Origin of the sequence: Rathayibacter sp. VKM Ac-2857 (assembly GCF_013205025.1) — a bacterium.
Taxonomy (GTDB): Bacteria; Actinomycetota; Actinomycetes; order Actinomycetales; family Microbacteriaceae; genus Rathayibacter.
The window spans coordinates 710887-735528 of record NZ_JABMLE010000002.1 but is presented as its reverse complement, the minus strand read 5'-3'; the positions used below and the strand labels follow the sequence as shown (position 1 = coordinate 735528).

The following is a 24642-nucleotide window of genomic DNA, read 5'->3' as shown; positions in this document are numbered from 1 at the left end:
TCAGGCCAGCGGCGCGAGGCGGTACCCGGCGTCGGCGACGGCGGCGGCGATCTCCTCGCGGCCGAGCGGACGGGAGGAGCCGACGGTGACGGTCGAGACGCCGTCGGGGAGGAGCGAGATGTCGACGCTGTCGACCTCGGGGTAGGCGGCGAGCTCCTCGGTGACGCTGCGGACGCAGTGCTCGCAGGTCATCCCGGCGACGCCGAAGCTCTGCGTGGAGGCGCCGCCCGCGGAGGCGTGGCGACCGCCCGCGGAGGCGTGGCCACCGTGCGCGGAGGCGTGGCCGCCGCAGGCGCAGGCGCCGCTCGAGCCGCAGCCACCCCCGGATCCGCCGGCGGCGCCCTTGGCGGTGAGTCCGAGGTCGAGGTGCGCGGTCATGCTGTTCTCCTTGCGTGGGGCGGGGGCCCGGCGGTTCTAGATACCCCCCGGGGGTACTCCCCATCGTAGACCCGGCGCTTCTCGCGGGCAAGGCGGAGGCGCGAGGGGAGAGAATCTCCGGAGGACGATCACGATCCCGAGCGCGCCGGAGGAGGGGACATGGCCGCAGCACAGACACCCGACTGGGGCGCTCCGCCGCCGCACGCCTCCGCGCATCCGCTGCCCTCCGACCCGCTGCCGCCACGCCGCCGCTTCGAGCCGACCGCGCTGATCACCTCGCCGGCCGAGGTCCGCCGCGCGCGGGCCGCGCTCGCCGCGCAGCTGCGGCAGGCGTCCCCGGAGAACCGGCGGCGGCTGGCCGAGTTCGCCGCCGTCGCCGACGGCATCGCGCTGCTGCGCGGACGGGAGTTCGACCGGGCGCTGCGGCGGATCGCGGCCCCGGCCGCCGCCGTCGCGCCGGACGCCACGGGCGTCGTCACCCTCGGTGTCGACGGACCGGCGCTCGCCGGGGAGCGCGCCGACGCGCTGGCCATCGCGGACTGGACCGACGTGCTCTCGGTCGAGGTCGGCACGGTCGCGCACGGGGCGTTCCGCGTCCGGGCCGTCGTGCTCTCCGTGCTGGCGGCACGGCCGGAGCGGGGGGCCGCCGCGGGGCAGGGCTTCCGGGGCCTGGTCTCCGACGCGGCCCGCGCCTCCGCCGCCGCCCTCGCCGCGCGGGCGCGCCGCCGCGTGCTGGTGCCGCTCGTGGTCGCCTCCCCCGGGCCGCTCGGCTGGACCGTCGCCGACGACCGCACCTTCCTCCTCGCCCTCGACCGGGTGCGCCGCGCCCGCGAGGCGCGATGAGGGCCCGGCTGCCGTTCGCGCTCGCGGCCCTCGGCGCGCTCGCGCTCGGCCTCGCACTGCGCTTCCTCCTGGTCGGCCTGTTCGCCGACCTCGCCGGCAGCGTCCTCTACGTCGTGCTCGTCGCGCTGCTCGTCTGCGTGCTGCTGCCGCGGCTCCCGGCGGTGACCGCCGCGGGTGTCGCGCTGGCCTGGTCGATCGCGATGGAGCAGCTCCAGGCGATCGGAGCGGCCGCCCGCTTGGTCGAGCTGTGGCCGCCGCTGCGCCTCGTCGTCGGCAGCACCTTCTCCTGGCTCGACATCGCCGCGTACGTCCTCGGCGCGGTCGTGGCCGCCGCCGTGCTGATCGCGGTGGCGCCTCGCGGTCGCTTCGAGCGGGACGAGTCGGGGCGGGACGAGCCGGGCCGCGGGGAGCCGGGGGAGCTCCGCCCGTAGGGTGGGCCCATGCACGAGGCGACACCGGCACTGCCCCACACCGACCGCGCGCACACGGACGACCGGGCGCACGACACCCGCCGCGACCGGCGCACTCCGGAGCCCGTCGACCGCTTCGCCACCGGCGAGGAGTTCCCGGAGTACCGGGTCGACCTCGAGCGGATCCGCTTCTCGCCCTACTTCGCCCGGCTCTCCGCGGTCACGCAGGTCATCTCGCCCTCCGGCGTCGGCCAGGTCGTGCACAACCGGCTGACCCACTCCATCAAGGTCACCGCCGTCGCCCGCGCGATCGCGATGCAGCTGACCACCACCGACACCGCCCAGCGCGAGCTGGTCGAGCGCCTCGGCGGCTGCGACCCGGTCGTGGTGCAGGCCGCGGCCAGCGCGCACGACCTCGGCCACCCGCCGTTCGGGCACCTCGGCGAGCAGGCGCTCGACCGCCTCGCCCGCGAGAAGCTCGGCCTCGAGGAGGGCTTCGAGGGCAACGCGCAGTCGTTCCGGATCCTCTCCGAGCTCGACGTCTGCGAGACGGTCGAGGCGGGGCTCAACCTCACCGCCGCCTCCCGCGCCGCGGTGCTCAAGTACCCGTGGGGCCGCACGGTCTGCCGCCCGGACCTCGAGACCGCCGACCCGACCGAGCTGCCGCGCGGCTCGACCGCCAGCCGCTGGGAGACAGCGCCGCCCAAGTTCTCGGCCTACACCCTCGACCTCGACGACCTGCTCGACTCCCGCACCGGCTTCACCGCGATCGCGCCCTGGCAGCAGACGCTGGAGTGCTCGGTGATGGACGTCGCCGACGACATCGCCTACTCGCTGCACGACCTCGACGACTTCTACCGCGCGGGCGTGCTGCAGCAGGCGGCTGTGGCTGTCGAGTTCCGGGCGTTCCTCCGCGAGCAGAACGCCCTGGCCGCCCTCGACGCGGACGAGCTCTGGGCGCGGGCGCCCGGCCACTCGCTGGAGATGCTGCGGCGGAGGCTGGTGGCGCGCGACCCGTGGATCGCCAGCGACGAGCACTTCCGCTCCTCCGTCGAGCGCGTCTCGGCCGAGCTGGTGGAGGGGCTGCTCGCGGTGCCGTTCGACGGCTCCACCCGCACCGAGCGGGCGATCGAGTCGTTCGTCTCCTCCTGGATCGGGCGGCTGCAGCGCTCGGTGCTCGTGCTCGCCGAGCCGAACGTGCGCTCGGGGCACCTGACCCTCCTGCCCGACGCCTGGCACGACGTCGCGGTGCTGAAGTTCGTGCACACCCGCTTCGTGATCGACCGGCCCGACTTCGCGACCTACCAGCGCGGCCAGTCGCAGGTGCTCGGGACGCTGGTCACCCACCTCGACGCCTGGCTGGACGATCCGCGTGACGGCCCGCGCGCCCCGCAGAAGCTGCTCGACCTCATCGAGCTGGCGACCGACGGCTACTTCCGCCTGCGCGCCGACCGCCCCGACTGGCTGCCGGCCGGCGAGCGCGGCCGCCCGCGCGTCGACGCGGAGTCGCTGCAGCGCCTCGGCCGCGCCCGCGGCGTCGTCGACTACGTCGCCACCCTCACCGACGAGCAGGCGATGGCGCTCGCCGCCCGCCTCCGCGGCGACCGCGAGCCCTGGGCGATGGGGACCTGACGCGACTCCCGCTGCCGAGCGCCGGGTGGTTGACACCGGAGGGTCGCCTGTGGCCACCCCGGAGGACACCGTCGAGAACGCGCGCGATTCCGCGCCAGAGCGCGCAGCAGGCCCCCGGAGTGTGCATGTCGCTGGCGTCCAGCCGGTGTCCAGCAAGCGTCGGGGGAACGACAGCGTAAAATCACGGGGGCACATGCCGAGATCGACAACTCGATAGGGAGTTCCGTTGGACGGAAACGCAACGACCACGCACCGCAACGTCGCATTGCTGTCCGTCGCTACCACGATGGCCCCCCGGGTGACCACGTCGGAAGAGATCGACGCGCGACTGGCGCCGGCGCTGAAGCGGCTGCGACTCCCCACCGGACTCCTCCAGCGCGTCGCCGGTGTGCAGGAGCGGCGCAACTGGGGCCCCGAGCAGGGCTTCGACGGCGCCGCGATCGAGGCGGGCAAGCGCGCGCTGGCCGAGGCCGGCATCCGGCCCGACCAGATCGGGCTGATCATCAACACCTCGGTCACCCGCAAGCACCTCGAGCCCTCGGTCGCCGTGCGCCTGCACCACGGGCTCGGCCTGCCCTCCTCCGCGATCAACTTCGACATCGCGAACGCCTGCCTCGGCTTCGTCAACGGCATGACGCTCGCGGCTCAGCTGATCGACTCCGGGCAGATCAAGTACGCGATGATCATCGACGGCGAGGACGCCGACGAGATCCAGGTCAACACGATCGAGCGCCTCAGCCGCGAGGGCATCAAGCGCAAGGACTTCATGAGCGAGTTCGCGAGCCTGACCCTCGGGTCCGGCGCCGCGGCCGCGATCCTCGGCCCGGCCGACGAGCACCCCAAGGGCCACCGGATCCTCGGCGGCATCACCCGCGCGGCCACCCAGTTCAACGAGCTCTGCGTCGGCAGCGTCGACGGGATGTTCACCGACGCGAAGGCGCTGCTCAAGGGCGGCATGGAGCTCGTCGTCTCCGCCTGGAAGGAGGCGAAGCGCGACTGGAGCTGGGGCGGGATGGACCGCTACATCATGCATCAGGTGTCGGACGTGCACACCAACGCCTTCGTGAAGGCCGTCGGCATCGACCCCGAGCTGGTGCCCACCACCTACCCGACGCTCGGCAACGTCGGCCCCGCGTCGATCCCGATCACCCTCGCGCAGGAGTCGAAGACCCTCGAGCCGGGCCACCGCGTCCTGCTGCTGGGCGTCGGCTCCGGCATCAACACCGCGATGCTCGAGATCGCCTGGTGAGCGCCGCCGCCGGCCGGCACCCGGCCGCCAGGATCCGCCGCGCGCTCGGCTCGACCTCGGCGGCGGAGCTGCCGCCGGCGGGACTGGACGGCCTCGATCCGTCCTGGTCGCGCCTCGTCGACGCGCCCGACGCGCACGGCGTCCCGCGCCGCTGGCACCTGCTCGACACCGCCGACGCGCTGGGGGACGCCGAGCCGCTCGGCACGATCCTCTGCGTGCACGGCAACCCGACCTGGTCCTACCTCTGGCGTGCCCTCGCCGCCGCCACCGTGGCCGCCGCCCGCCGCGGTGAGCCGGCCTGGCGCGTCGTCGCCGTCGACCAGCTCGAGATGGGCTTCTCCGAGCGCACCGGCGAGCTGCACGCCCTCGCCGACCGCGTCCGCGAGCTGTCGAACCTCACCGACGTGCTCGGCCTGACCGACGTCGTCACCCTCGGCCACGACTGGGGCGGAGTCGTCTCGCTCGGCTGGGCGGTCGACCACCCGGGGCTCCTGCGCGGCACGATGCTGCTCAACACCGCGATCCACCAGCCGGCCGACGCGCCGATCCCCGCGCCGCTGCGGCTCGCCCTCGCCTCGGGCGTGCTCGGTGCCTCCACGGTCGGAACGCCCGCGTTCCTCGAGACGACGCTCGCCCTCGGGCACCCCGCGATCCCGAAGGCCGTCAAGGACGGCTACCGCGCCCCCTACCGCTCGGCGGAGCGACGCGGCGGCGTCGGCGGGTTCGTCGCCGACATCCCGGTCGGCCCCGCGCACCCGAGCCACGCCGAGCTGGAGCGGATCGCGTCCGGAGTCCGCGCGCTCGAGACCCCCGCGCTGCTGCTCTGGGGCCCGCTGGACCCGATCTTCTCGGACCGCTACCTCGACGACCTCGTCGACCGCCTCCCGCACGCGCAGGTGCACCGCTTCGAGGGCACCGGCCACCTGCTCGCGGAGGACGTCGACTACTCCGCCGCGGTCCTCACCTGGCTCGGCGACGTCACCGCGGGCGTCCAGGCGCCCGACGTGCACCGCCCGACGGTGCCGATCGAGCCGCTCTGGCGGCACCTCGACGAGCGGGTCGAGGACGACTCGCTCGCGCTGGTCGAGATGGCGCCGCCCGGGGGAGGCGGCCCGCGCTCCGTGTCCTGGCGGCTGCTCTCGCGGCGGGTCCGCGAGCTGGCCGCGGGGCTCCGCGCCTCGGGAGTCGCGCCCGGCGACCGCGTCTCGCTGCTCGTGCCGCCCGGCGCCGACCTCACCGCCCTGCTCTACGCCTGCCTGCGGATCGGGGCCGTCGTGGTCGTCGCCGACGCGGGCCTCGGCCTGCGCGGGCTGACCCGCGCCGTCCGCGGCGCCTGGCCGGACCTCGTCGTCGGGGCGCTGCCGGGGCTCACCGTCGCCCGGGCGCTCGGCTGGCCGGGCGGTCGCGTCTCGACGCAGACGCTGCCGCGCGCCTCCGCCCTCGCGCTCGGCGTCGACACCTCGCTCGGGCAGCTGATCGAGCTCGGCCGTGCGGAACTGGCAGCCTCCGCCGAAGCGCTCGGCGAGCCGCCCGCGGCCGACGCGACCGCCGCGATCCTCTTCACCTCCGGCTCGACCGGACCGGCGAAGGGCGTCGTCTACACGCACCGCCAGCTCGCCGGGGTGCGCGACGCACTCGCCCGGCAGTACGGCATCGGACCGGGGACCGGGCTCGTCGCCGGCTTCGCGCCGTTCGCCCTGCTCGGCCCGGCGCTCGGCACCCGCTCCGCGACGCCGGACATGGACGTCACCTCCCCGCGCACGCTGACCGCGCGGGCGGTGGCGGCCGCAGCGGCGCGCGTCGACGCGACCGTCCTCTTCCTCTCGCCCGCCGCGCTCGCCAACGTGGTCGCCACCGCCGGCGACCTCGACGCCGACGACCACCGCGCGCTCGCCGGCGTCCGCACCTTCCTCTCGGCCGGCGCCCCCGTCGCCGAGGGACTGCTCGCGCAGGCCCAGGCGCTGATGCCGAACGCGTCGGCCCGCACGCCCTACGGGATGACCGAGGGGCTGCTGCTCACCGACGCGTCGCTCGAGGGCATCCGCGCGGCCGCCGCGGACGACGATCCGCGCGGGGGAGTGTGCGTGGGGGTGCCGGCCGCCGGCGTCCGCCTCCGGATCGCGCCGCTCGACGACGACGGACAGGCGGCTCCCGAGCCGGCCGAGCTCGTCGGCGTCACCGGCGAGATCGTCGTCTCGGCCGGGCACGTCGAGGACCACTACGAGCGGCTCTGGCTGACCGACCGCGCCGCGCGCGTCGGCGCCGTCGCAGGTGAGCGCTGGCACCGCACCGGCGACGTCGGGCGGATCGACGCCGACGGCCGGCTCTGGGTCGAGGGCCGCCTGCCGCACATGATCGTCACCGCCGACGGCGTCGTGACGCCCGTCGGGCCGGAGCAGCGGATCGAGGCGCGCGTCGCCGCCGTCTCCCGCGCCGCGATCGTCGGCGTCGGGCCCCGCGGAGTCGCGCAGCTCGTCGCGGTCGTCGAGCGGCACGAGGGCGCCCGCCGCACGCAGCTCGCCTCCGAGGAGCTCGCCGCCGAGGTCCGCGCGGCCGTGGGCGCACCGGTCGCGGCCGTGCTCGTCGTGCCGGCGCTGCCCACCGACATCCGGCACAACTCCAAGATCGACCGGGCCGCGCTCGCGCGCTGGGCGGAGTCGATCCTCGCCGGCGGCCGGATGGTCGCGCCGTGAGGGTCCTCGTCACCGGGGCGAGCGGGCTGCTCGGCGGCGCCGTGGCCGCGGGGCTCGTGGCGGAGGGGCACGAGGTCCGCACCTTCCAGCGCCGTCCGTCGGGAGTGGCCGGGGTGGAGGACGTGCGCGGCTCGCTGGCCGACGCTAGCGCCGTCGAGGGCGCGGTCGAGGGCCGCGAGGGAGTGGTGCACCTCGCGGCGAAGGTGTCGCTCGCGGGCGATCCGGCCGACTTCGTCCGGGTGAACGTCGACGGCACGCGGGGGCTGCTGGCCGCCGCGGCACAGGCGGGCGTGACGCGGTTCGTCCAGGTGTCGTCGCCGTCGGTGGCGCACTCCGGCGCCTCGATCATCGGCGAGGGCGCCGAGCCCGCCGATCCCGAGCGCGCCCGCGGCGACTACGCGCGCACCAAGGCGCGGGCCGAGCTGCTGGCGCTGGGCGCCGACGCGCCGGGCTTCGCCGTCGCGGCGGTCCGCCCGCACCTGGTCTGGGGTCCGGGCGACACCCAGCTCGTGGCGCGCATCGTCGAGCGCGCCCGCACCGGCCGGCTGCCGCTGCTCGGCGACGGCCAGGCGCTGATCGACTCCACCTACATCGACAACGCCGCCTCGGCGATCGTCGCCGCGCTCGGCCGGGCGGAGGCGGTGCACGGCCGTGCGTACGTGGTCACCAACGGCGAGCCCCGGCCGGTGGCCGAGCTGCTCGCCGGGATCTGCCGGGCCGCGGGCGTGCGGCCGCCGGCCTGGTCGGTCCCCGCGGGAGTCGCGCGCGCCGCGGGCTCGCTCGTGGAGCGCGTCTGGGCGGTGCGCCCGGGGGCCGACGAGCCGCCGATGACCCGCTTCCTCGCCGAGCAGCTCTCGACCGCGCACTGGTTCGACCAGCGCGCGACCCGCGCCGACTTCCAGTGGACGCCGGCGGTCACCCTCGACGAGGGCCTCGCCCGCCTGGCCGCCTCCTACCGCTGACGTCGTGACGTCATGCTGATCGAGTAGCCCGCTCCGCGGGCGTGCCCTTCATGCTGATCGAGTAGCCCGCTCCGCGGGCGTGCCCTTCATGCTGATCGAGTAGCCCGCTCCGCGGGCGTATCGAGATCCCCCACCGTCAAGACGCTGGGTCTGCAGACCCGTCCTGCTGGTGACGCCGGGTCTCGATACGCCCCTGCGGGGCTACTCGACCAACATGTTCTCCGCCGTCTCGTGGCGATCCATGCTGATCGAGCAGCCCGCTCCGCGGGCGTGCCCTTCACGCTGATCGAGTAGCCCGCTCCGCGGGCGTATCGAGATCCGCCGGCGGCGCCGCCGCGTCAGTCCGCGAGGATCAGGTACAGCGCGCGGCGGGTCTCGTCGAGCTTCGCGGAGGCGGCGGCGCGCTGCGCCTCCGAGGCCCCGCGGAACTGCTGGACGACGCCCATCAGCTTGCCGAAGTTCTCGACGAACTCGCGGTCCGAGTCGCTCGCTCCGGGAGTGGCCTCCCAGGCGGCGGTGAGCTCGTCGGCGTGCTCGCGCACGTAGGTGCCGCCCGCGTCGGTGAGCTGGTACTCGGTGCCGCGGCCCTCGCCGACGGCCGTGATGAGGCCCTCGTCGACGAGCTGCTGGAGCGTGGGGTAGACCGAGCCGGGGCTGGGGCGCCACGAGCCGTTCGTCTTCTCGGCGATCGCCTTGATCAGGCCGTAGCCGTTCGAGGACTTCTCGGCGAGGAGGGAGAGCAGGGCGGCGCGGACGTCGCCGCGTCGGGCCCGTCCGCCGCCGCGGCCGAAGCCGGGGCCGCCGAAGCCGGGACCGAAGCCGCCGAAGCCCGGGCCGAAGCCGAAGCCGGGACCGAAGCCGCGGCCGTGCCCGCCGGGGCCGCGGCGCTCGCGCCGGCCGGGCTGGTCGTGGCCGCCGTGGCCGTGGTCGTGGTCGCCGTGCGAGCGGTCGAAGCGGTCGCTGTGGTCGTGGAAGGAGTTCCTGGTGTTCATGGTGTCTCGTCTCGTGTCAGGGGATTCCTTTCGAAATCCGTCTCGCCCGTCGGAGCGAGTGCTCACGATCTGTCGGCGATGTACTAACGATATATCGGTGACTGTCACTCGTCAAGCACGACTTTCGAACTACGCTCGAGGGACCCCCACCGGAAGGCCCCTCCGCATGCCGCTGTCCGCCGCCGCGCTCGCCGCGCTCCTCGACGAGTCGCTCCTCACCGGCGCCGTCCTCACCGGCCGCGCGAGCAACCTCGGCAACCTCCGCCGCCTGGCCGCCCGCGAGCCCGCCCACCTCTACGGCGTCGACGTCGCCGAGCACTGGGACGTCGAGAGCCTGCTCGCGCTGATGGGGGAGCGGGTCGGCATCAGCACCGACCCCGCCTTCGAGCACGGCCAGGACCGCATCGACGCCGCACTGACCGTCGCCGCGCTCGACGCCTACCGCGACCGCTTCGCCCGGGCGGTGCAGGAGGGCGCGCTGATCCTCTTCGCCACCGCGCACCCCGCGACCCTGCTCGACGTCTACCGCCGCCTCGCCGCGGCCGCGACGGCGGCGGGCGCTCGCGTGATCGACGTGAACACCCTCCCGTTCGCCCGCCCCGACGGCATCCGGGTCACCCTGGCCGACGAGCACCAGCGCCTCTGGTGCACCGGCGGCGTCACCTGCGCCTACCGCGGCGGCAGCCTCCAGCACACCCACTCGGCCGAGCCGATGAACGCCCTGCTCGACGAGCTCGAGGCGCTCGGGATCCGCCCCGACCTCGTCGTCGCCGACCACGGCTGGGCGGGCGCCTCCGGGCGGCGCGGCCTCCCGACGATCGCGATCGCCGACTGCAACGACCCCGCCGTCTTCGTGGCCGAGGCCCAGGGCTCGATCGAGGTGGTCGTCCCGATCGACGACGGCCTCGCCGTGCACCTCTACGAGCCGGTGATCGCCTACCTCCTGGACGCCCTCGCCGCCACCTCCGAGCCGGCTCCGACCTCGGGCTCGTAGAATCGCCTTCGGCTCGTCAGGATCCCGCGATCCGACGAGCCGTCCGCGTTCCCGCGAGCCCGAGGTCAGTCCTCGCCACCACTTCCCAGACGGAGCACCCGTGACCCAGCCCCAGGACGGCCTCCTCCCGCGCTTCGCCGTCGGCGTCGACATCGGCGGCACCTCGATCAAGGCCTCCCTCGTCGACGTGACCACCGGCGAGCGCGCCGCCCGCCGCTTCGCCGTCGCGAACCCGGTCGGCAAGGAGCCCGAGGACTTCGCCGCGGCCATCGCCGGCATCGTCCGCGACGTCTCGCCGATCGCGGGCACCCCCGTCGGCGTCGGCTTCCCCGGCATCGTCCGCGGCGGCATCGTGCGGCAGACCACCCACGTCTCGCAGCGCTGGGTCGGGATCGACGCGCAGGCCCTGCTGTCCGAGGCGACCGGCGTGGACGTCGTCGTCGTCAACGACGCGGACGCCGCCGGCGTCGCCGAGCGCGAGTTCGGCGCGATGCGCGACCGCGAGGGCCTCTGCCTGCTGACGACGCTCGGCACCGGGATCGGCACCGCGCTGGTCTACGAGGGCGAGGTCATCCCCAACTCCGAGCTCGGCCACGTGCACATCGACGGCCCCGACTTCGAGCCGCGCGTCGGCTTCTCCGCCGTCCGCCGCGAGGGCATCACCCTCGAGGAGTGGGCGGGCCGCCTCAACGTCTACTACCGGCACCTCGAGATGCTGCTCTCGCCGCAGCTCTTCGTGATCGGCGGAGCGGCCGCGCACGTCTTCGACGAGTTCGCCCGCTTCCTCGACCTCGGCACCGAGATCGTCTCCGCCCGCTTCGGCAACGACGCCGGCTTCACCGGCGCCGCCATGGTCGCCGTCTCGCCCGACCGCCTGGCCCCCTGGTACCGCTCCACCCGCGGCGCCCACTTCGACCCGGGCGCGACGGCCATCGCCGACTGACCGCCCCGTGAGGAGCCGCGCTGCGGCCCCGCCTGCGGAGGAGCCGCGCAGCGGCCCCTGCATGCTGGTCGAGTAGCCGCGAAGCGGCGTATCGAGACCCACCCACCGGACGACGGTGGATCTCGATACGCCCTCTGCGAGGGCTACTCGATCAGCATGCAGCGCGGCCCGCTCGATGAGGAGGGCGGCCCGCCGCGTCCATGCTGGTCGAGTAGCCGCGCAGCGGCGTATCGAGACCCGCCCACCGGACGACGGTGGATCTCGATACGCCCTCTGCGAGGGCTACTCGATCAGCATGCAGCGCGGCCCGCCCTCAGTGCCGCAGCAGCCCGCGGTACACCGCGTCCAGGCGCGCCGCCGCCGCCGCCCAGGTGTGCGCCGCCGCCCACTGCACGCCGCCGCGGCCGAGCCGCGCGCGCTCGGCGTCGTCGGCCAGCAGCCGGCGGATCTCCGCCGCCCACACCCCGGGGTCGCCGGAGTCGATCAGCACGCCGCTCTCGCCGTCGCGCACCGCGTCGACCAGCCCGGTCGTCCGCCGCGCGAGCACCGGCGTCGCGCTCGCCGCCGCCTCGAGCGCGATCAGCCCGAACGTCTCCGCCGCCGACGGCACCAGCGCGAGCCGCGCCCCCCGCAGCAGCACCGCCGCCGTCTCCCGGTCGGCCACGCCCTCGAAGCGCACCCACTCGTCCACGCCGAGGTCCCGCACCGCCACGCGCACCTCCTCGAGGTAGCCCTCGCGCCCCGGCGCCGGCCCGCCCGCCAGCCGCAGCAGCGGCCGCTCGTCCGCCGGGATCCGCGCCAGCGCCTGCACCGCGAGCAGCTGCCCCTTCAGCGGCTGCACCCGCCCGAGCAGCACGATCTCCCGCGCACGCTCGCCGGCACCCGGCGAGAACCGCGCATCCACCCCCGGCGGCACGACCACCACGCGCGCCGAATCCACCCCGTAGCCGTCCACGACGTCCGCTCGCTCCGACGCCCCCGCGACCACCACCGCGTCCGCCGAGCCCAGCACCGAGCGCTCGGCGCGGATCCGCTCCTCCGGCTCCTGCACGTCGCCCGGCACCAGCCGCACGTTCTTCGCCAGCGAGTTCGAGTGCATCGAGTGCACGTGCGGGACGCCGGTCAGCGCCCCGGCGAGCCCCGACACCCAGTAGTGCGAGTGCACGACGTCCGCGGCCCCGGCCGCCGCCGCGAAGGTCGGCGCCGACGCGGCGAGCGCGTACTTGTCCGCCGCCTCGACCGGCACGCCCACCACCGCCACGCCCGGCGCGAGCCGCCGCAGGCCCTCGCCGCGGGTGAGCACAGTGACGTCCCAGCCGAGCGCCGCGAGCTCGGGCAGCACCCCGGCGAGGTAGACGTTCATCCCCCCGGCGTCGCCGGTCGAGGGCTGCTCGAGGGGCGAGGTGTGCGCCGAGACGATCGACAGGCGGGGCATCCGTCCATCGTAGGAGCGTGCGCCGAGGGCACGGATCCCGCCCCGCGGCTCCCGGCGCCTCCGGAATCGGGTTGAATGGACGGATGCGCTCCGGTCGGTGCGCGGAGAGCGTGAGGTCCATGGCCCGCCGGAGTCCCCCCGAAGAGGTGCTGCCGCCCTCGGCCGCGCCCGGGCAAGCGGGTCGCGAGCCGTTCAGCGAGCAGGACGTCCGGGGACTCGTCGGCACCGCCGCCCTCGACAAGGGCGTCGCCTACGCCGACGAGGGCCGCGTCGCCGAGCTGCAGTGGTTCGGCGGCCGCACCCGGCTCTTCGGCCAGGTCCGCGGCTCCGGCCGCTCGCCCTACGCGGTCAGCGTGCAGCTGCGCGACGAGGGCGATCACTCGATCCTCCTCGGCGGCGCCTGCAGCTGCCCGGTCAAGCACGAGTGCAAGCACGTCGCCGCCGTCCTGATCGAGGCGCTGCGCCGCGAGCGCGAGGGCGCCCTGAGCGGTCCGTTCCCCGGCGAGGCCGCCGTCGACGCGGTCCCGGAGTGGCGCAGCGCCCTCGCGCCGCTGCTCGCCGGCGCCGAGCGCTCGCACTCCGGCATCCCGCTCGGCCTCCAGTTCGAGCTCCTCCCCGGCGAGCCCGTGCGCCGCCCGCCCGGTCGCTACAACAGCTACCGGCCGCCGCCCGAGCCGCGCCCGCGCCTCGGCGTCCGCCCGGTGCGGATGGGCGACCGCGACCGCTGGGTCCGCACCGGCACCAGCTGGCGCGACCTCGGCTACCTGCACTACAGCCACGACTACGACGAGCGCCAGATCGACGTGGTCCGCGAGATGCAGGGCCTGCTCTCGGGGCACAGCGCCTCCAGCTACTACTCGCCCGACACCTGGCTCTACCTCGACCAGTGCCGGAGCGAGGCGATCTGGGCGGCCCTGCACGGCGCCGTCCGCGCCGGCATCGGCCTCGTCATGGGCGACCGCGACCAGACCCCGCTGAAGATCCTCGACACCACCGCGACCGCCTCGATCGACGTCACCCGCACGCCGGCCGGCCTCGAGCTGCGTTCCCTCGTCGCGATCGGCGACCACCCGGCGCCCGAGCACTTCGGCTTCATCGGCGACCCCGCCGTCGGCCTCTACACCTGGGACGAGGGGGACGAGCTGCGCGGCAAGGCCGTCACGCTCGTGCCTTTCGCCGCGCCGCTGGTCTCCTCCGCGCGCACCTTCCTCTGGAGCAACGAGCCGATCCGCATCCCGGAGCAGGAGGAGTCGGCCTTCCTCACCGAGCACTACCAGCGCCTGCACCGCCTCTTCGACATCGTGTCGCGCGACGGCTCCTTCGAGGCGCCGCCCGTCCCCGAGCCGCGGCTCGGCCTCACCCTCGAGCACACCGAGGGCGCGGGCCTGCGCGGCTCCTGGTGGTGGCGCTACGGGATCGAGGGCGGCCGCGGCACCGAGGCCGAGCGCCTGCCGCTGCGCCTGGACGACGAGTCCGGCTACCGCGACGCCGAGGCCGAGCAGCGGATCCTCGACTCGCTCGGCGGCGCCGGAATCGACCCGGAGTCGACGCCCGCCCTGGTCTCGCCCTCGAGCCGCCGCCTCCGCCCCACCTTCGACCTGCGCGGCATGCAGACAGTCGGCTTCCTCACCGGCGAGGTCGAGCGCCTGCGCGAGCTCGGCACCGTCGAGATCGAGGAGATCGGCCAGCGCGTCGAGTACCGCGAGGCCGAGACGGCCCCGGTCGTCGCCGTCCAGACGGTCGCCCAGCCGGACAGCCGCGACTGGTTCAACCTCGAGATCTCGGTCACGGTCAACGACGAGGCGGTCCCGCTCGCCGAGATCTTCCTCGCCCTGGCCCGCGGCGACGAGTACATGGTGCTGCCCAGCGGCGTCTACTTCGCCCTGGACGACGAGCGCTTCGGCCGCCTCCGCGAGCTGATCGCCGAGGCGCGCGAGCTCTCGGACGACCCGAGCGAGACGCTCCGGATCAGCCGCTTCCAGTCCTCGCTCTGGGACGAGCTGGTCGAGCTCGGCGTCGTCGAGGCGCAGGCCGCGGCCTGGCGCCGCTCGGTAGAGGGCCTCTCCGGCTTCACCGCCACCGGCGCCCTCGAGTCGCGCGCCCTGCCCGAGGGCTTCGCCGTCGAGCTGCGTCCGTACCAGCAGCTCGGCTACGACTGGCTCTCCTTCCTCTACGACAACCAGCTCGGCGGCGTGCTCGCCGACGACATGGGCCTCGGCAAGACCGTGCAGTCGCTCGCGCTGGTCACCCGGGTGATGCAGGAGCAGCGCGCGGCCGCCGCGAGCGCCGGCACCTCGCCGCGCCCCTTCCTCGTCGTCGCCCCGACGAGCGTCGTGCCCAACTGGGTCGGCGAGGCCAAGCGCTTCGCTCCGGACCTGCGCGTGGTGGGCGTCGACGAGACCTCGAAGAAGAAGCGCAAGGCGCTGACGACGATGATCGGCGAGGCCGAGCTGGTCGTCACCTCCTACGCCCTCTTCCGCCTCGACTACGAGTCCTACGCCGGCATCCAGTGGTCCGGCTTCCTGCTCGACGAGGCGCAGTTCGTCAAGAACCGCCAGTCGGCCACCCACCAGCTCGCACGGCGCCTCGACGTGCCGTTCAAGCTCGCCATCACGGGCACGCCGATGGAGAACAACGTGATGGAGCTCTGGTCGCTGCTGTCGATCGTCGCTCCGGGCCTCTTCCCCTCGCCGGCCGGCTTCGCCGAGTACTACCAGAAGCCGATCGAGCGCGACGCCGACACCGAGCGCCTCAGCCAGCTGCGGCGCCGCATCCGCCCGCTGATGCTCCGCCGCACCAAGGAGCTCGTCGCCACGGAGCTGCCGCCCAAGCAGGAGCAGACCATCGAGGTCGAGCTCGGCGCGCGCCAGCGCAAGGTCTACGACACCTACCTCGCCCGCGAGCGGCAGCGGGTGCTCGGGCTGATCGGCGACTTCGAGAAGAACCGCTTCGCGATCTTCCGCGCCCTCACGGTGCTCCGCCAGGTCGCGCTCGACGCGGCCCTGGTCGACGAGGCGCACGCCACGGTGCCGTCGACCAAGCTCGACCTGCTCGACGAGCTGCTCGCCGACGCGCTCGCCGAGGGGCACCGGGTGCTGGTCTTCAGCCAGTTCACCCGCTTCCTCGGCCGGGTGCGCGGCCGGCTCGACGCGGCCGGCGTCGAGTACGCCTACCTCGACGGAGCGACCAAGAAGCGCGACGAGGTCATCGACCGCTTCCGCTCGGGCGACGCGGGCGTGTTCCTGATCTCGCTCAAGGCGGGCGGCTTCGGCCTCAACCTCACCGAGGCCGACTACTGCATCCTGCTCGACCCGTGGTGGAACCCGGCGACGGAGTCGCAGGCCGTCGACCGCGCGCACCGGATCGGCCAGACCCGCTCGGTGATGGTCTACCGGCTCGTCGCGAAGGACACCATCGAGGAGAAGGTGATGGCGCTCAAGGAGGCGAAGGCCGCGCTCTTCGCGGCCGTCATGTCCGACGACGGCGCGGCGGCGACCGGCGGCATCACCGCGGAGGACGTGCGGGAGCTGCTGGGCTGATCGGCGGGCCGGGTCGGCGAGCCGGCTCAGCGGGCCGGGTCGGCGGGCGGGGTCGGCGGGCCGGCTCAGCAGCCGGGGGCGACCAGCGCCTTCGCGAACGCCCCGGTCTGGTACACGTACTCGTACGCCCAGTCGCCGAGCGTGTACGGCTCGCCGGAGGACACCATCGAGAGCTCGCCGTGGAAGCAGCGGTCGAGCAGCAGCCGTGCCCGGGCGATGTGCGGGGTCTGCGTGATGACGACGACGCTGTCCCAGTGGTCGGCCCGCGCGTCGTCGGCGAGGGCGCGGGCCTCGCCCTGGGTGGTCCCGGGCTCGGCGGTGAAGCAGATCACCTCCATGTCCGGCTCGTCGCAGGCCACCACGTCGTTCTCGCCCGGAGCCGCGGCGAGGTCGGAGGCCCAGACCGAGATCACCAGGGTGTCGGCCACTCCCGCCTCGACGAGATCGCGGCCGAGCTCGGTGCGCGCGCGGGTGGGCGGCCCGAGGACGAGGACCGCGTCCGCGTGCTCCGGCACCGGATCGACCGGGGGCAGCACGTAGACCGGGATCCCCGCGCCGACCGCGAGCACGAGCGCGCCGAGGATGCCGACGCCGAGGCGCCGTGCCACCCGTCCTGCCCTGCGCATGCGTCTCCTCCGGAACCCCGGCGGTCACCGTACCCCAGGCAGGTGACATGGGCGTTTCGGCGGAGCGGCGTCCGACATCAGGCGAACCGGGCCGTGGCGTCGTCCGCGACCTCCTGGCGTGTCCGGCGTTGCGCAAACTCTGACATCCTGTGTCCCTGGAGCACGTGGACGTCACCCGTGGCCCTCTCGCACCGCCGCGACGGGCGATCCCGGGTGAGAGGAGTCCTGTCACCGCCGTGGCGAGCGCTCCTCCCGAGCAGAAGGACACGCGATGGCCGAACCGACACTGGTGGACGTCGCGCGCGTCGCGGGGGTGTCCCGCGCGACCGCCGCGCGCGTGCTCGCGGGCCGGACCAACGTCGACGCCGGCATGACCGCCGCCGTGGCGCGCGCCGCGAAGCAGCTGGGCTACGAGGCGAACGGCGCCGCGCGCATGCTGCGCGGGGGACGCGCGGGCTCGATCGCGCTGATCGTCGCCTTCGAGGATCTCGACCGCCTGCCCGGGACGATCCTCACGGCGGTCCTGAAGGGCGCCGCGGCGAGCCTGCACGCGCAGGGAGTCCAGCCGGTCCTGCTGCCCGCGGACTACGACGACAGAGGGCGCGTCGCCCGGCTCCTCCGCACGCGCGTGGTCGACGGGGCTGTCGTGATCCTGCAGAACGAGATGACGCAGGTGACTCAGGAGCTGGCCGACTCTCCCGCGCCGATCGCATGGGTGGGACGGCCGCGCGTCGATCTCGCGGACGACGCGATCGTGATCGACGCGGACAACTACGGCGGCGGACGGCTCGCCGCACGAGCACTGGCCGATGCCGGCCGTCGCAGACTCGGCATCATCATGGGCCCCCACGACATGAAGCCCGCTCGTGAGCGGCTGCGCGGCTGGCGCGACGAACTGGAGCATCTGGGCATCGACTACACGCCCCTCGCGCACGGCGCGTTCACGGTCGAGAGCGGCGTGACGGCGATGGTGCGTCTGCTGCAGCGCCATCCCGACCTCGACGGCGTCTTCGCCTCCTCCGACCTCATGGCGCACGGCGCGATCCACGTCCTCCAGGCAGCCGGACGACACGTTCCGACGGACGTCTCGGTCGTGGGCTTCGACGACGTCGCCATCGCGACCACCACGGACCCCACGATCACCACCGTCCGCCAGCCCCTCGCGGAGATGGGCCGCATCGCCGCCGAGACCGTCGTCGCCGTCATGCAGGCTCGCGAGGTCGACCGGCAGACGATCCTGCCCGTCAGCCTCGTCCGGCGGGAATCCGCGTAGCGCGGAGACCGCCCGCGAGCACCTCGGCTCCCGGGGTCGCCGCCGCCTCAGTCCGCGATCAGCAGCCGCAGCTCCCGGACCCCCGCCACCACGTCGGCACCGACCCGCCCCGCCTGCACCGCCGCGCGCAGCGGCAGCGTGCGGTGCGGCTGCAGCAGCCGCCGGGCCGCCGTGCAGGGCAGCGCGTAGAGCGCGACGACGCCCGCGTCGATCCCGTCGAGGCCGCCGTCGTCGCGGCCGAAGACCAGCTCGCGTCCCTCGCGAGCCAGCTCCTCGGGCAGCGCGGCTTCGCCGACCGGCAGCCGCACCGCGGCGAGCACGGCGGCGGCGACGATCCGGCGCCGCAGCGGCCGGCCGATCGAGTCCCCGGCGAGCTCGCCGAAGAAGTCGGCGTGCCGCTCCAGGATCGCCGCGATCGTCTCGGCCAGCCGCTCCATCTCGGGGTGCAGCGACAGCCGCGCGAGCCGGCGGTAGGCGTGCAGCGCGATCTGCGCGTCGACCGCCAGCGCGAGGGCGATCGGCCCCGCGAGCAGCCGCGCGGACCGGTCGCGCAGCAGCCGGGGCCGGGGGAGGGGCTCGGCCGGGCCGGTGTCGATGCCGCGGATCCGCGGTGAGGCCGCCAGCACCTCGCCGAGCGCGTCGGCGATCCGGTGCCGCTCGGCGGCCCAGGTCGTCGCGAACGACCGCACCCGCGGGTCCGGATGCGCCCGCGCGAGCGGCAGCACCCGCACGACGGCGGCGTGCTCGAGAGCCCGGAGGTAGGCGGACGCCACGATCGCCTCGCGATCCAGCGGTGCCTCCTCGAACTCGCGGATCGAGAAGTGGTCGTGGAGGCTGCCGTGCGCGCTGCGACGGTAGCTCTCGACGTCGAACGGTTCCGCGATGCCCATGCTCCACCCGCCTTCGCTTCGACCGTACCGCCATCCTGGGCCCGGAACCTGAACGGCGGGAGGTCCGCCGCTGCCAGACTGGAGCCCGCGCGCCGCCCGGCCGCGGGACGGGGCGGAGATGGGGTCTCGCCGATCCGCGGTCGCCGCGATCCTCCTCGCCGCGGTCTGCTTCGGCACCACCGGCACCGCCCAGTCGCTCGGCGCGCAGGGCGTCGATCCGCTGCCGCTCGGCGCCGCCCGGATCGTGCTCGGCGGTGCGCTGCTGGCCGCCCTGCTCGGCGTCGAGACGGTGCGCGCCCCCCGCCGCGCGATGCGGAGACCGCGCGTCTCGACGGTCCTGCTCGTCCTCCTCGGCGCGGCCGGCGTCGCGGCCTACCAGCCCGCCTTCTTCACCGGCACCGCCGAGAACGGAGTCGCGGTCGGCACGATCGTCGCGCTCGGCTCCGCCCCCGCCTTCACCGGACTGCTCGAGTGGCTCCTGCTGCGCTCCGCCCCGAGCCCGCGCTGGTTCGTCTCGACGGCGCTCGCCGCGATCGGCGTCGTGCTGCTGGCCGGCCTGCTCACGGGCGGCGCGGCGGGCGGAGTCTCCCCACTGGGTCTCGCTGGCTCGACCGGTGCGGGCGCCGCCTACGCGCTCTACGCCGTCTGCGGCAAGCTGCTGCTCGAGCGCGGCTTCAGCCCGGCCGCCGTGATGGGTGCCCAGTTCGGCACGGCCGCGCTGCTCGCGCTGCCGATCCTGCTCGCGGGCGACCCCGCGCGCCTCGCCGGCTCCGTCCCCGCCGTGCTCTGGCTGGGCGTGGTGACCGTGGCGGTCGCCTACACCTTCTTCGCGCGCGGACTCCGTCTCCTGCCCGCCGCCACGGTGTCGACCCTCACCCTCGTCGAGCCCGCCACCGCGACTCTCCTCGGCGTCGCCCTGCTCGACGAGCGGCTGACCCCCGACGCCGTCGCCGGCATCGCCGTGCTCGTGCTCGCCGTGCTGCTCCTGGCGCTGCCCGCGCGCCGGGGGAGCGCCCGCCGCGGCAGGCCCGGGGTCATCGCACCTGAGGCGCCGTCGAGACTCGCGGAGTAGCCTCTGCCCTGCCGCGGCGCCCGAGCGCCTCACCGATCGCAGACGAGGGGCGGATCCGATGACCAACCCCTGGCTCGCCCTGCCCGGCAGCGGTCGCCGCCGCCCGCTGGTCGAGGCCTCCTGGGAGCGGGCACGCCGCCACCGCCTCGATCCCGAGCGCCTCACCGCGCCGCTGTCCTTCTCGAGCGACGAGCTGCGCGAGTACCGGATGGGCCACCCGCTCGCCTCGGTGCTGCCCGTCATCCGGCGCCTCCTCGTCCGCGACGCGGATGAAGACAGCGGCGTGCTCGTCGCGGTCGGCGACGCCCTGGGGCGGCTGCTCTGGATCGACGGCGACCAGGCGCTGAAGAGCTCCGCCGAGCGGATGCTCTTCGTCGAGGGCGCGGCGTGGGCCGAGCCCGACGTCGGCACTTCCGCCCCGGGCACCGCCCTCGTCCTCGACCACGGCGTGCAGATCCACGGCGCCGAGCACTTCGCCTCCCTCGTGCACCCGTGGAGCTGCACCGCGGTGCCGATCCACGACCCCGAGACCCACGAGATCCTCGGGGTGATCGACATCACCGGCGGCGCCGAGGTCGTCGCCCCGCAGACCCTCCCGCTGATGGAGGCGACCGCGGCGGCCGTCGAGAGCCAGCTGATGGTGCAGCGGCTGCAGCGCCCCCGCCGTGCGCAGCCCCGCCGCTCTCCACCCCGTCCGGCGGCGGCCCGCGCGCCGAGCCTGCGCGTCCTCGGCCGCGAGACCGGCGTCGTCACCGCGGACGGCGTCGAGCTCGAGCTCTCCACCCGGCACGCGGAGATCCTCACCCTCCTCGCCTGGCACCGCGCGGGCCTGTCCGCCGAGGCGCTCGCCCAGCTGCTCTACGGGCGGGAGGACGCGGTGGTCACCGTGCGCGCCGAGATGGTGCGCCTGCGCCGGATCCTCGAGCCGCGCCTCCCGCGGCTGGTGCCGCTTTCGCGCCCGTACCGTCTCGCCAGCCCGGTCGACCTCGACGCGCGCCAGGTGGTCGGCCTGCTCGACCGCGGCGCGCACCGGCTCGCCCTCGACGCCTACGCCGGCGCCCCGCTGCCCGGCTCCGAGGCCCCGGGCGTCCGCGCGATCGCCGACGAGGTGCGCGCCCGCGTCCGCGCCACCGTGCTCACGAGCGCCGCTGCCGAGACGCTGCTCGCCTACGCGCACGGGCCCGACGGCCACGACGACGCCGAGGTCTGGGCCGAGCTGCTGCGGATCCTGCCGCGCCGCTCGCCCCGCCGCGCCGGCATCGTCGCGCACCTCGAGGAGCTCGAGGCCGAGCAGCGCTGACCCGCGCTCCGCCGCCGCCTCCGGCGCCGCGCGCCCGTGCAACGGTGTGCAACCTCCAGCGACGTACGGTCGGATCGAGCGCGACACCCCGCACTCACCCGACAACGACGTCGATGGAGGTCCACATGACGCTGTACGCCGACCCGGTAGCCGACCAGGCACCGAAGGAACCGGAGTCCACGGTCTACGCCAACCCGGGCACGGAGGGATCCGTCGCCTCGTTCCGCTCGCGCTACGACCACTTCATCGGAGGCGAGTACGTCGCCCCCGCGAAGGGCCAGTACTTCGAGAACATCACCCCGATCACCGGGAAGCCCTTCTGCGAGATCGCCCGCGGCACCGCCGAGGACATCGACCGCGCGGTCGAGGCCGGCTGGAAGGCGTTCCCGAGCTGGGGCAAGACCAGCCCCGCCGAGCGCTCGAACGTGCTGCTGCGCATCGCCGACCGGATGGAGGCGAACCTCGAGCTCCTCGCGGTCGCCGAGACCTGGGAGAACGGCAAGCCGGTGCGCGAGACCCTCGCCGCCGACATCCCGCTCGCGATCGACCACTTCCGCTACTTCGCCGGCGCCTTGCGCGCCCAGGAGGGCGGCGTCTCCGAGATCGACCACGACACCATCGCGTACCACTTCCACGAGCCGCTCGGCGTGGTCGGCCAGATCATCCCCTGGAACTTCCCGATCCTGATGGCGGTCTGGAAGCTCGCGCCGGCGCTCGCCGCCGGCAACTGCATCGTCCTCAAGCCGGCCGAGCAGACCCCCGCGTCGATCCACGTCCTGATGGACCTGATCCACGACCTGCTGCCCGCGGGCGTGCTCAACATCGTCAACGGCTTCGGCATCGAGGCCGGCGCCCCGCTCGCCTCGCACCCGCGGATCCGCAAGATCGCCTTCACCGGCGAGACGACCACCGGTCGCCTGATCATGCAGTACGCGAGCGAGAACCTCATCCCCGTCACGCTCGAGCTGGGCGGCAAGAGCCCCAACGTGTTCTTCGCCGACGTGGCCGCCGAGCGCGACTCCTTCTACGAGAAGGCGCTCGAGGGCTTCTCGTTCTTCGCCCTCAACCAGGGCGAGGTCTGCACCTGCCCCTCCCGCGCCCTCGTGCAGAAGTCCATCTACGACGACTTCGTCGGCGACGGACTCGAGCGCGTCGGCCGGATCAAGCAGGGCAACCCGCTCGACGTCTCGACCATGATCGGCGCCCAGGCCTCCAACGACCAGCTGGAGAAGATCCTCTCCTACATGGACATCGGCAAGCAGGAGGGTGCGAAGCTGCTCATCGGCGGTGACCGCGCCGACCTCGGCGGCGAGCTCAGCGGCGGCTACTACGTCAACCCGACCGTCTTCGAGGGGCGCAACTCCATGCGCATCTTCCAGGAGGAGATCTTCGGTCCCGTCCTCGCCCTCACCTCGTTCGAGGACTTCGACGACGGCATCGCCATCGCCAACGACACCCTCTACGGCCTCGGCGCCGGAGTCTGGAGCCGCAACGGCGCCCAGCTCTACCGCGCCGGCCGCGCCATCGAGGCCGGCCGCGTCTGGTCGAACACCTACCACCAGTACCCCGCGCACGCGGCCTTCGGCGGCTACAAGCAGTCCGGCATCGGCCGCGAGAACCACAAGATGATGCTCGACCACTACCAGCAGACGAAGAACCTCCTGGTGTCCTACGCGGAAGGGCCCATGGGCTTCTTTTGAGCCGCTGTGCGGCGATTCCTCGCTCCGCTCGTCATCACCGCCGCGGTCGGCTCGGCCGCGTGGTTGCGCGGGTGGAGCGGGGAGCGTCGCACTCCGCGAATCCGCTGGCACGCGAATTCGCGCTTCGCGCTCTCCCCTGCTGAGCATGCTGGTCGAGTAGCGCGAACAGCGGGCGTATCCAGACCCGCGTGACCAGCAGATGCGGGAGCACGACGCTCTCGCTCCGCCTCGCACTTCAGGCGAACATGCTGGTCGAGTAGCCCGCGCAGCGGGCGTATCGAGACCCACGTGACCAGCACGTGCGGGAGCACGAAGGCCTCGCTTCGCTTCGCAGTCCACGCTCGAGGAACCCGCGCAGCGGTGATGAGGAGAAAGACGCAGCGGCGTCCTTCTTCATGCTGGTCGAGTAGCCCCGCAGGGGCGTATCGAGACCCGCTGTCATCAGCAGGGCGGGTCTGCAGACTCGTCCTTCGGGCACTGGTGGATCTACTTGGAAGAGACACCCGCACGCATGCTGGTCGAGTAGCCCCGCAGGGGCGTATCGAGACCCACCACCGCAAGGACGTCGGTCTGTTGCTCGCCCTGCGCCGGCGCCGGAGGCGCCCCCTCCGCTCGATACGCCCGCTTCGCGAGCTACTCGATCAGCAGGGGGGAGGGCTTCCCCGCACCGACAGAGTGATCTCTCCTGAGGGACCCACAGCACACACACGCACCACCGAGAGGACACCGCCCATGGACAGCACGCGAGTCGACGTGACCGAGGCCGCGGCCGGCATGCTGAAGCGGATGAGCGCGCTGCACGGCCCGCTGATGTTCCACCAGTCCGGCGGGTGCTGCGACGGCAGTTCGCCGATGTGCTTCCCGGTGGGGATGTTCCGCACCGGAGCGTCCGACGTCCTCGTCGAGACGCTGCACGTGGACGGGCTCGAGCCAATCGAGTTCTACATGTCGCGGACGCAGTTCGAGTACTGGAAGCACACCCATCTCACCGTCGACCTGGTCGACGGGCGGGGGAGCGGCTTCAGCGTCGAGGCGCCCGAGGGCAAGCGCTTCATGATCCGCAGCCGCCTCCTCACCGACGCCGAGCTGGTCGAGTTCGGCCTCCTGCCGGCCGCCGCCGTCCAGCTCTGACCCCCTCAGTCGCGGGGATTCGGCCGCCTCGGGAATATACCCCCGGGGGGTATGTTGCACCTCGGTGACCGACACCGAGGGAGCACCCATGACCGCCACCCCGCACGACCACAGCACGCACTCCGGCTCCGCCACGACGTCCTGGCGGACCGCTGCGGCGGCGACCCTGCACTGCCTGACCGGCTGCGCCATCGGCGAGGTCCTCGGCATGGTGCTCGGCACCGCGCTCGGGCTGCCCGTCCTCGGCACGGTCGTGCTCTCGATCGTGCTCGCCTTCGTCTTCGGCTACGCCCTCACGATGCGCGGCGTGCTGCGCGCGGGAGTCTCCTGGCGCGCCGCCGTCGGCATCGCCCTCGCGGCCGACACCGTCTCGATCGCCGTGATGGAGGTCATCGACAACACGGCGATGCTGTCCATCCCCGGCGCCATGGACGCGGGCCTCGCGAGCGGCCTCTTCTGGGGCTCCCTCGCCGGCTCGCTCGCCCTGGCCTTCGTGGTCACGACCCCGGTCAACCGCTGGCTGATCGGCCGCGGCAAGGGGCACGCGGTCGTGCACCGCTTCCACCACTGAGAGTCCCCG

Annotated in this window: 20 protein-coding genes; 15 read left to right on the top strand and 5 right to left on the bottom strand. The window is 74.2% G+C overall.

All coding sequences use genetic code 11. The features are described 5' to 3' along the window. The gene (locus HQQ86_RS10725) at positions 1 to 378 is read right to left on the bottom strand and encodes a heavy-metal-associated domain-containing protein (RefSeq protein ID WP_173288067.1); all 378 of its coding nucleotides are present in this window, start codon (positions 376 to 378) and stop codon (positions 1 to 3) included. A 159-nt stretch (positions 379 to 537) separates the two neighbouring features. On the opposite strand from HQQ86_RS10725, the gene HQQ86_RS10720 reads away from it, so the two are divergent. The 6 genes from HQQ86_RS10720 to HQQ86_RS10695 all read left to right on the top strand — a co-directional run bounded on the left by HQQ86_RS10720 (position 538) and on the right by HQQ86_RS10695 (position 8167). Continuing rightward, positions 538 to 1221, top strand: a complete 684-nt coding sequence (locus HQQ86_RS10720; protein ID WP_173288066.1) for a hypothetical protein — start codon at positions 538 to 540, stop codon at positions 1219 to 1221. Continuing rightward, positions 1218 to 1652: a DUF2809 domain-containing protein gene (locus HQQ86_RS10715; protein WP_173288065.1), complete on the top strand. Its 435-nt coding sequence runs from the start codon at positions 1218 to 1220 to the stop codon at positions 1650 to 1652. Before HQQ86_RS10720 ends, HQQ86_RS10715 begins: the two co-directional genes overlap by 4 nt. Positions 1653 to 1661: 9 nt before the next feature. Beyond that, positions 1662 to 3263 (top strand): deoxyguanosinetriphosphate triphosphohydrolase family protein, encoded by a 1602-nt coding sequence (gene dgt / locus HQQ86_RS10710; RefSeq protein ID WP_173288064.1) that lies wholly within the window; start codon positions 1662 to 1664, stop codon positions 3261 to 3263. A gap of 226 nt (positions 3264 to 3489) precedes the next feature. Continuing rightward, positions 3490 to 4512, top strand: coding sequence for a 3-oxoacyl-ACP synthase III (locus HQQ86_RS10705; RefSeq protein ID WP_123446645.1), 1023 nt, complete (start codon positions 3490 to 3492; stop codon positions 4510 to 4512). Next, a complete protein-coding gene (locus HQQ86_RS10700) occupies positions 4509 to 7205 on the top strand; it encodes an alpha/beta fold hydrolase (RefSeq protein ID WP_367948619.1) in 2697 nt (898 codons plus the stop codon). Before HQQ86_RS10705 ends, HQQ86_RS10700 begins: the two co-directional genes overlap by 4 nt. Beyond that, a complete protein-coding gene (locus HQQ86_RS10695) occupies positions 7202 to 8167 on the top strand; it encodes an NAD-dependent epimerase/dehydratase family protein (RefSeq protein ID WP_173288063.1) in 966 nt (321 codons plus the stop codon). Before HQQ86_RS10700 ends, HQQ86_RS10695 begins: the two co-directional genes overlap by 4 nt. Positions 8168 to 8505: 338 nt before the next feature. On the opposite strand, the gene HQQ86_RS10690 is transcribed toward HQQ86_RS10695, so the two are convergent. Then, positions 8506 to 9159 (bottom strand): PadR family transcriptional regulator, encoded by a 654-nt coding sequence (locus HQQ86_RS10690; protein WP_173288062.1) that lies wholly within the window; start codon positions 9157 to 9159, stop codon positions 8506 to 8508. A gap of 166 nt (positions 9160 to 9325) precedes the next feature. Between HQQ86_RS10690 and HQQ86_RS10685 the strand changes: the two genes are divergently transcribed. Beyond that, complete coding sequence (locus HQQ86_RS10685) at positions 9326 to 10153, top strand: phosphatase (protein WP_173288061.1); 828 nt, start codon at positions 9326 to 9328, stop codon at positions 10151 to 10153. Between the two features lie 100 nt (positions 10154 to 10253). After that, positions 10254 to 11096 carry an ROK family protein gene (locus HQQ86_RS10680; protein ID WP_367948618.1) on the top strand — a complete coding sequence of 281 codons (843 nt, stop codon included), beginning with the start codon at positions 10254 to 10256 and terminating at the stop codon, positions 11094 to 11096. A gap of 313 nt (positions 11097 to 11409) precedes the next feature. Here the strand turns inward: HQQ86_RS10680 and HQQ86_RS10675 are convergent, their stop codons facing one another. Further along, entirely contained in the window at positions 11410 to 12531 is a 1122-nt protein-coding gene (locus HQQ86_RS10675; protein ID WP_173288060.1) for a glycosyltransferase, read from the bottom strand. 119 nt (positions 12532 to 12650) lie between these two features. Between HQQ86_RS10675 and HQQ86_RS10670 the strand changes: the two genes are divergently transcribed. Further along, a complete protein-coding gene (locus tag HQQ86_RS10670) occupies positions 12651 to 16070 on the top strand; it encodes an SNF2-related protein (RefSeq protein WP_173288059.1) in 3420 nt (1139 codons plus the stop codon). A 65-nt stretch (positions 16071 to 16135) separates the two neighbouring features. Here HQQ86_RS10670 and HQQ86_RS10665 read toward each other — a convergent pair whose 3' ends face one another. After that, positions 16136 to 16696, bottom strand: a complete 561-nt coding sequence (locus HQQ86_RS10665; protein WP_173288058.1) for a YdcF family protein — start codon at positions 16694 to 16696, stop codon at positions 16136 to 16138. Positions 16697 to 16967: 271 nt separating this feature from the next. Here HQQ86_RS10665 and HQQ86_RS10660 point away from each other — a divergent pair, with 271 nt between their 5' ends. Then, positions 16968 to 17969 carry a LacI family DNA-binding transcriptional regulator gene (locus HQQ86_RS10660; protein ID WP_173288057.1) on the top strand — a complete coding sequence of 334 codons (1002 nt, stop codon included), beginning with the start codon at positions 16968 to 16970 and terminating at the stop codon, positions 17967 to 17969. Positions 17970 to 18016: 47 nt separating this feature from the next. Here HQQ86_RS10660 and HQQ86_RS10655 read toward each other — a convergent pair whose 3' ends face one another. Then, positions 18017 to 18859, bottom strand: a complete 843-nt coding sequence (locus tag HQQ86_RS10655) for a ferritin-like domain-containing protein (RefSeq protein ID WP_173288056.1) — start codon at positions 18857 to 18859, stop codon at positions 18017 to 18019. Positions 18860 to 18977: 118 nt separating this feature from the next. Here HQQ86_RS10655 and HQQ86_RS10650 point away from each other — a divergent pair, with 118 nt between their 5' ends. The 5 genes from HQQ86_RS10650 (at position 18978) to HQQ86_RS10630 (ending at position 24633) form a co-directional block, all read left to right on the top strand. After that, positions 18978 to 19931, top strand: coding sequence for a DMT family transporter (locus tag HQQ86_RS10650; RefSeq protein ID WP_173288055.1), 954 nt, complete (start codon positions 18978 to 18980; stop codon positions 19929 to 19931). 58 nt (positions 19932 to 19989) lie between these two features. Next, on the top strand, positions 19990 to 21231 hold the full coding sequence (locus tag HQQ86_RS10645) for a helix-turn-helix domain-containing protein (RefSeq protein ID WP_173288054.1): 1242 nt from the start codon (positions 19990 to 19992) through the stop codon (positions 21229 to 21231). A gap of 125 nt (positions 21232 to 21356) precedes the next feature. After that, positions 21357 to 22931: an aldehyde dehydrogenase family protein gene (locus HQQ86_RS10640; protein ID WP_123447035.1), complete on the top strand. Its 1575-nt coding sequence runs from the start codon at positions 21357 to 21359 to the stop codon at positions 22929 to 22931. A 732-nt stretch (positions 22932 to 23663) separates the two neighbouring features. Beyond that, a complete protein-coding gene (locus tag HQQ86_RS10635) occupies positions 23664 to 24062 on the top strand; it encodes a DUF779 domain-containing protein (RefSeq protein ID WP_173288053.1) in 399 nt (132 codons plus the stop codon). An 88-nt stretch (positions 24063 to 24150) separates the two neighbouring features. Next, the gene (locus tag HQQ86_RS10630; protein WP_173288052.1) at positions 24151 to 24633 is read left to right on the top strand and encodes a DUF4396 domain-containing protein; all 483 of its coding nucleotides are present in this window, start codon (positions 24151 to 24153) and stop codon (positions 24631 to 24633) included. The last annotated feature ends 9 nt before the right edge of the window (positions 24634 to 24642 follow it).

What these genes read in the sequence shown, in the direction of transcription:
- HQQ86_RS10660 (WP_173288057.1), top strand. Translation starts at nt 16,968, where the DNA reads ATGGCCGAACCGACACTGGTGGACGTCGCGCGCGTCGCGGGGGTGTCC.
- dgt (WP_173288064.1), top strand. Translation starts at nt 1,662, where the DNA reads ATGCACGAGGCGACACCGGCACTGCCCCACACCGACCGCGCGCACACG.
- HQQ86_RS10635 (WP_173288053.1), top strand. Translation starts at nt 23,664, where the DNA reads ATGGACAGCACGCGAGTCGACGTGACCGAGGCCGCGGCCGGCATGCTG.
- HQQ86_RS10640 (WP_123447035.1), top strand. Translation starts at nt 21,357, where the DNA reads ATGACGCTGTACGCCGACCCGGTAGCCGACCAGGCACCGAAGGAACCG.
- HQQ86_RS10670 (WP_173288059.1), top strand. Translation starts at nt 12,651, where the DNA reads ATGGCCCGCCGGAGTCCCCCCGAAGAGGTGCTGCCGCCCTCGGCCGCG.
- HQQ86_RS10655 (WP_173288056.1), bottom strand. Translation starts at nt 18,859, where the DNA reads ATGGGCATCGCGGAACCGTTCGACGTCGAGAGCTACCGTCGCAGCGCG.
- HQQ86_RS10690 (WP_173288062.1), bottom strand. Translation starts at nt 9,159, where the DNA reads ATGAACACCAGGAACTCCTTCCACGACCACAGCGACCGCTTCGACCGC.
- HQQ86_RS10650 (WP_173288055.1), top strand. Translation starts at nt 18,978, where the DNA reads ATGGGGTCTCGCCGATCCGCGGTCGCCGCGATCCTCCTCGCCGCGGTC.
- HQQ86_RS10685 (WP_173288061.1), top strand. Translation starts at nt 9,326, where the DNA reads ATGCCGCTGTCCGCCGCCGCGCTCGCCGCGCTCCTCGACGAGTCGCTC.
- HQQ86_RS10630 (WP_173288052.1), top strand. Translation starts at nt 24,151, where the DNA reads ATGACCGCCACCCCGCACGACCACAGCACGCACTCCGGCTCCGCCACG.
- HQQ86_RS10720 (WP_173288066.1), top strand. Translation starts at nt 538, where the DNA reads ATGGCCGCAGCACAGACACCCGACTGGGGCGCTCCGCCGCCGCACGCC.
- HQQ86_RS10665 (WP_173288058.1), bottom strand. Translation starts at nt 16,696, where the DNA reads ATGCGCAGGGCAGGACGGGTGGCACGGCGCCTCGGCGTCGGCATCCTC.
- HQQ86_RS10725 (WP_173288067.1), bottom strand. Translation starts at nt 378, where the DNA reads ATGACCGCGCACCTCGACCTCGGACTCACCGCCAAGGGCGCCGCCGGC.
- HQQ86_RS10675 (WP_173288060.1), bottom strand. Translation starts at nt 12,531, where the DNA reads ATGCCCCGCCTGTCGATCGTCTCGGCGCACACCTCGCCCCTCGAGCAG.
- HQQ86_RS10645 (WP_173288054.1), top strand. Translation starts at nt 19,990, where the DNA reads ATGACCAACCCCTGGCTCGCCCTGCCCGGCAGCGGTCGCCGCCGCCCG.
- HQQ86_RS10715 (WP_173288065.1), top strand. Translation starts at nt 1,218, where the DNA reads ATGAGGGCCCGGCTGCCGTTCGCGCTCGCGGCCCTCGGCGCGCTCGCG.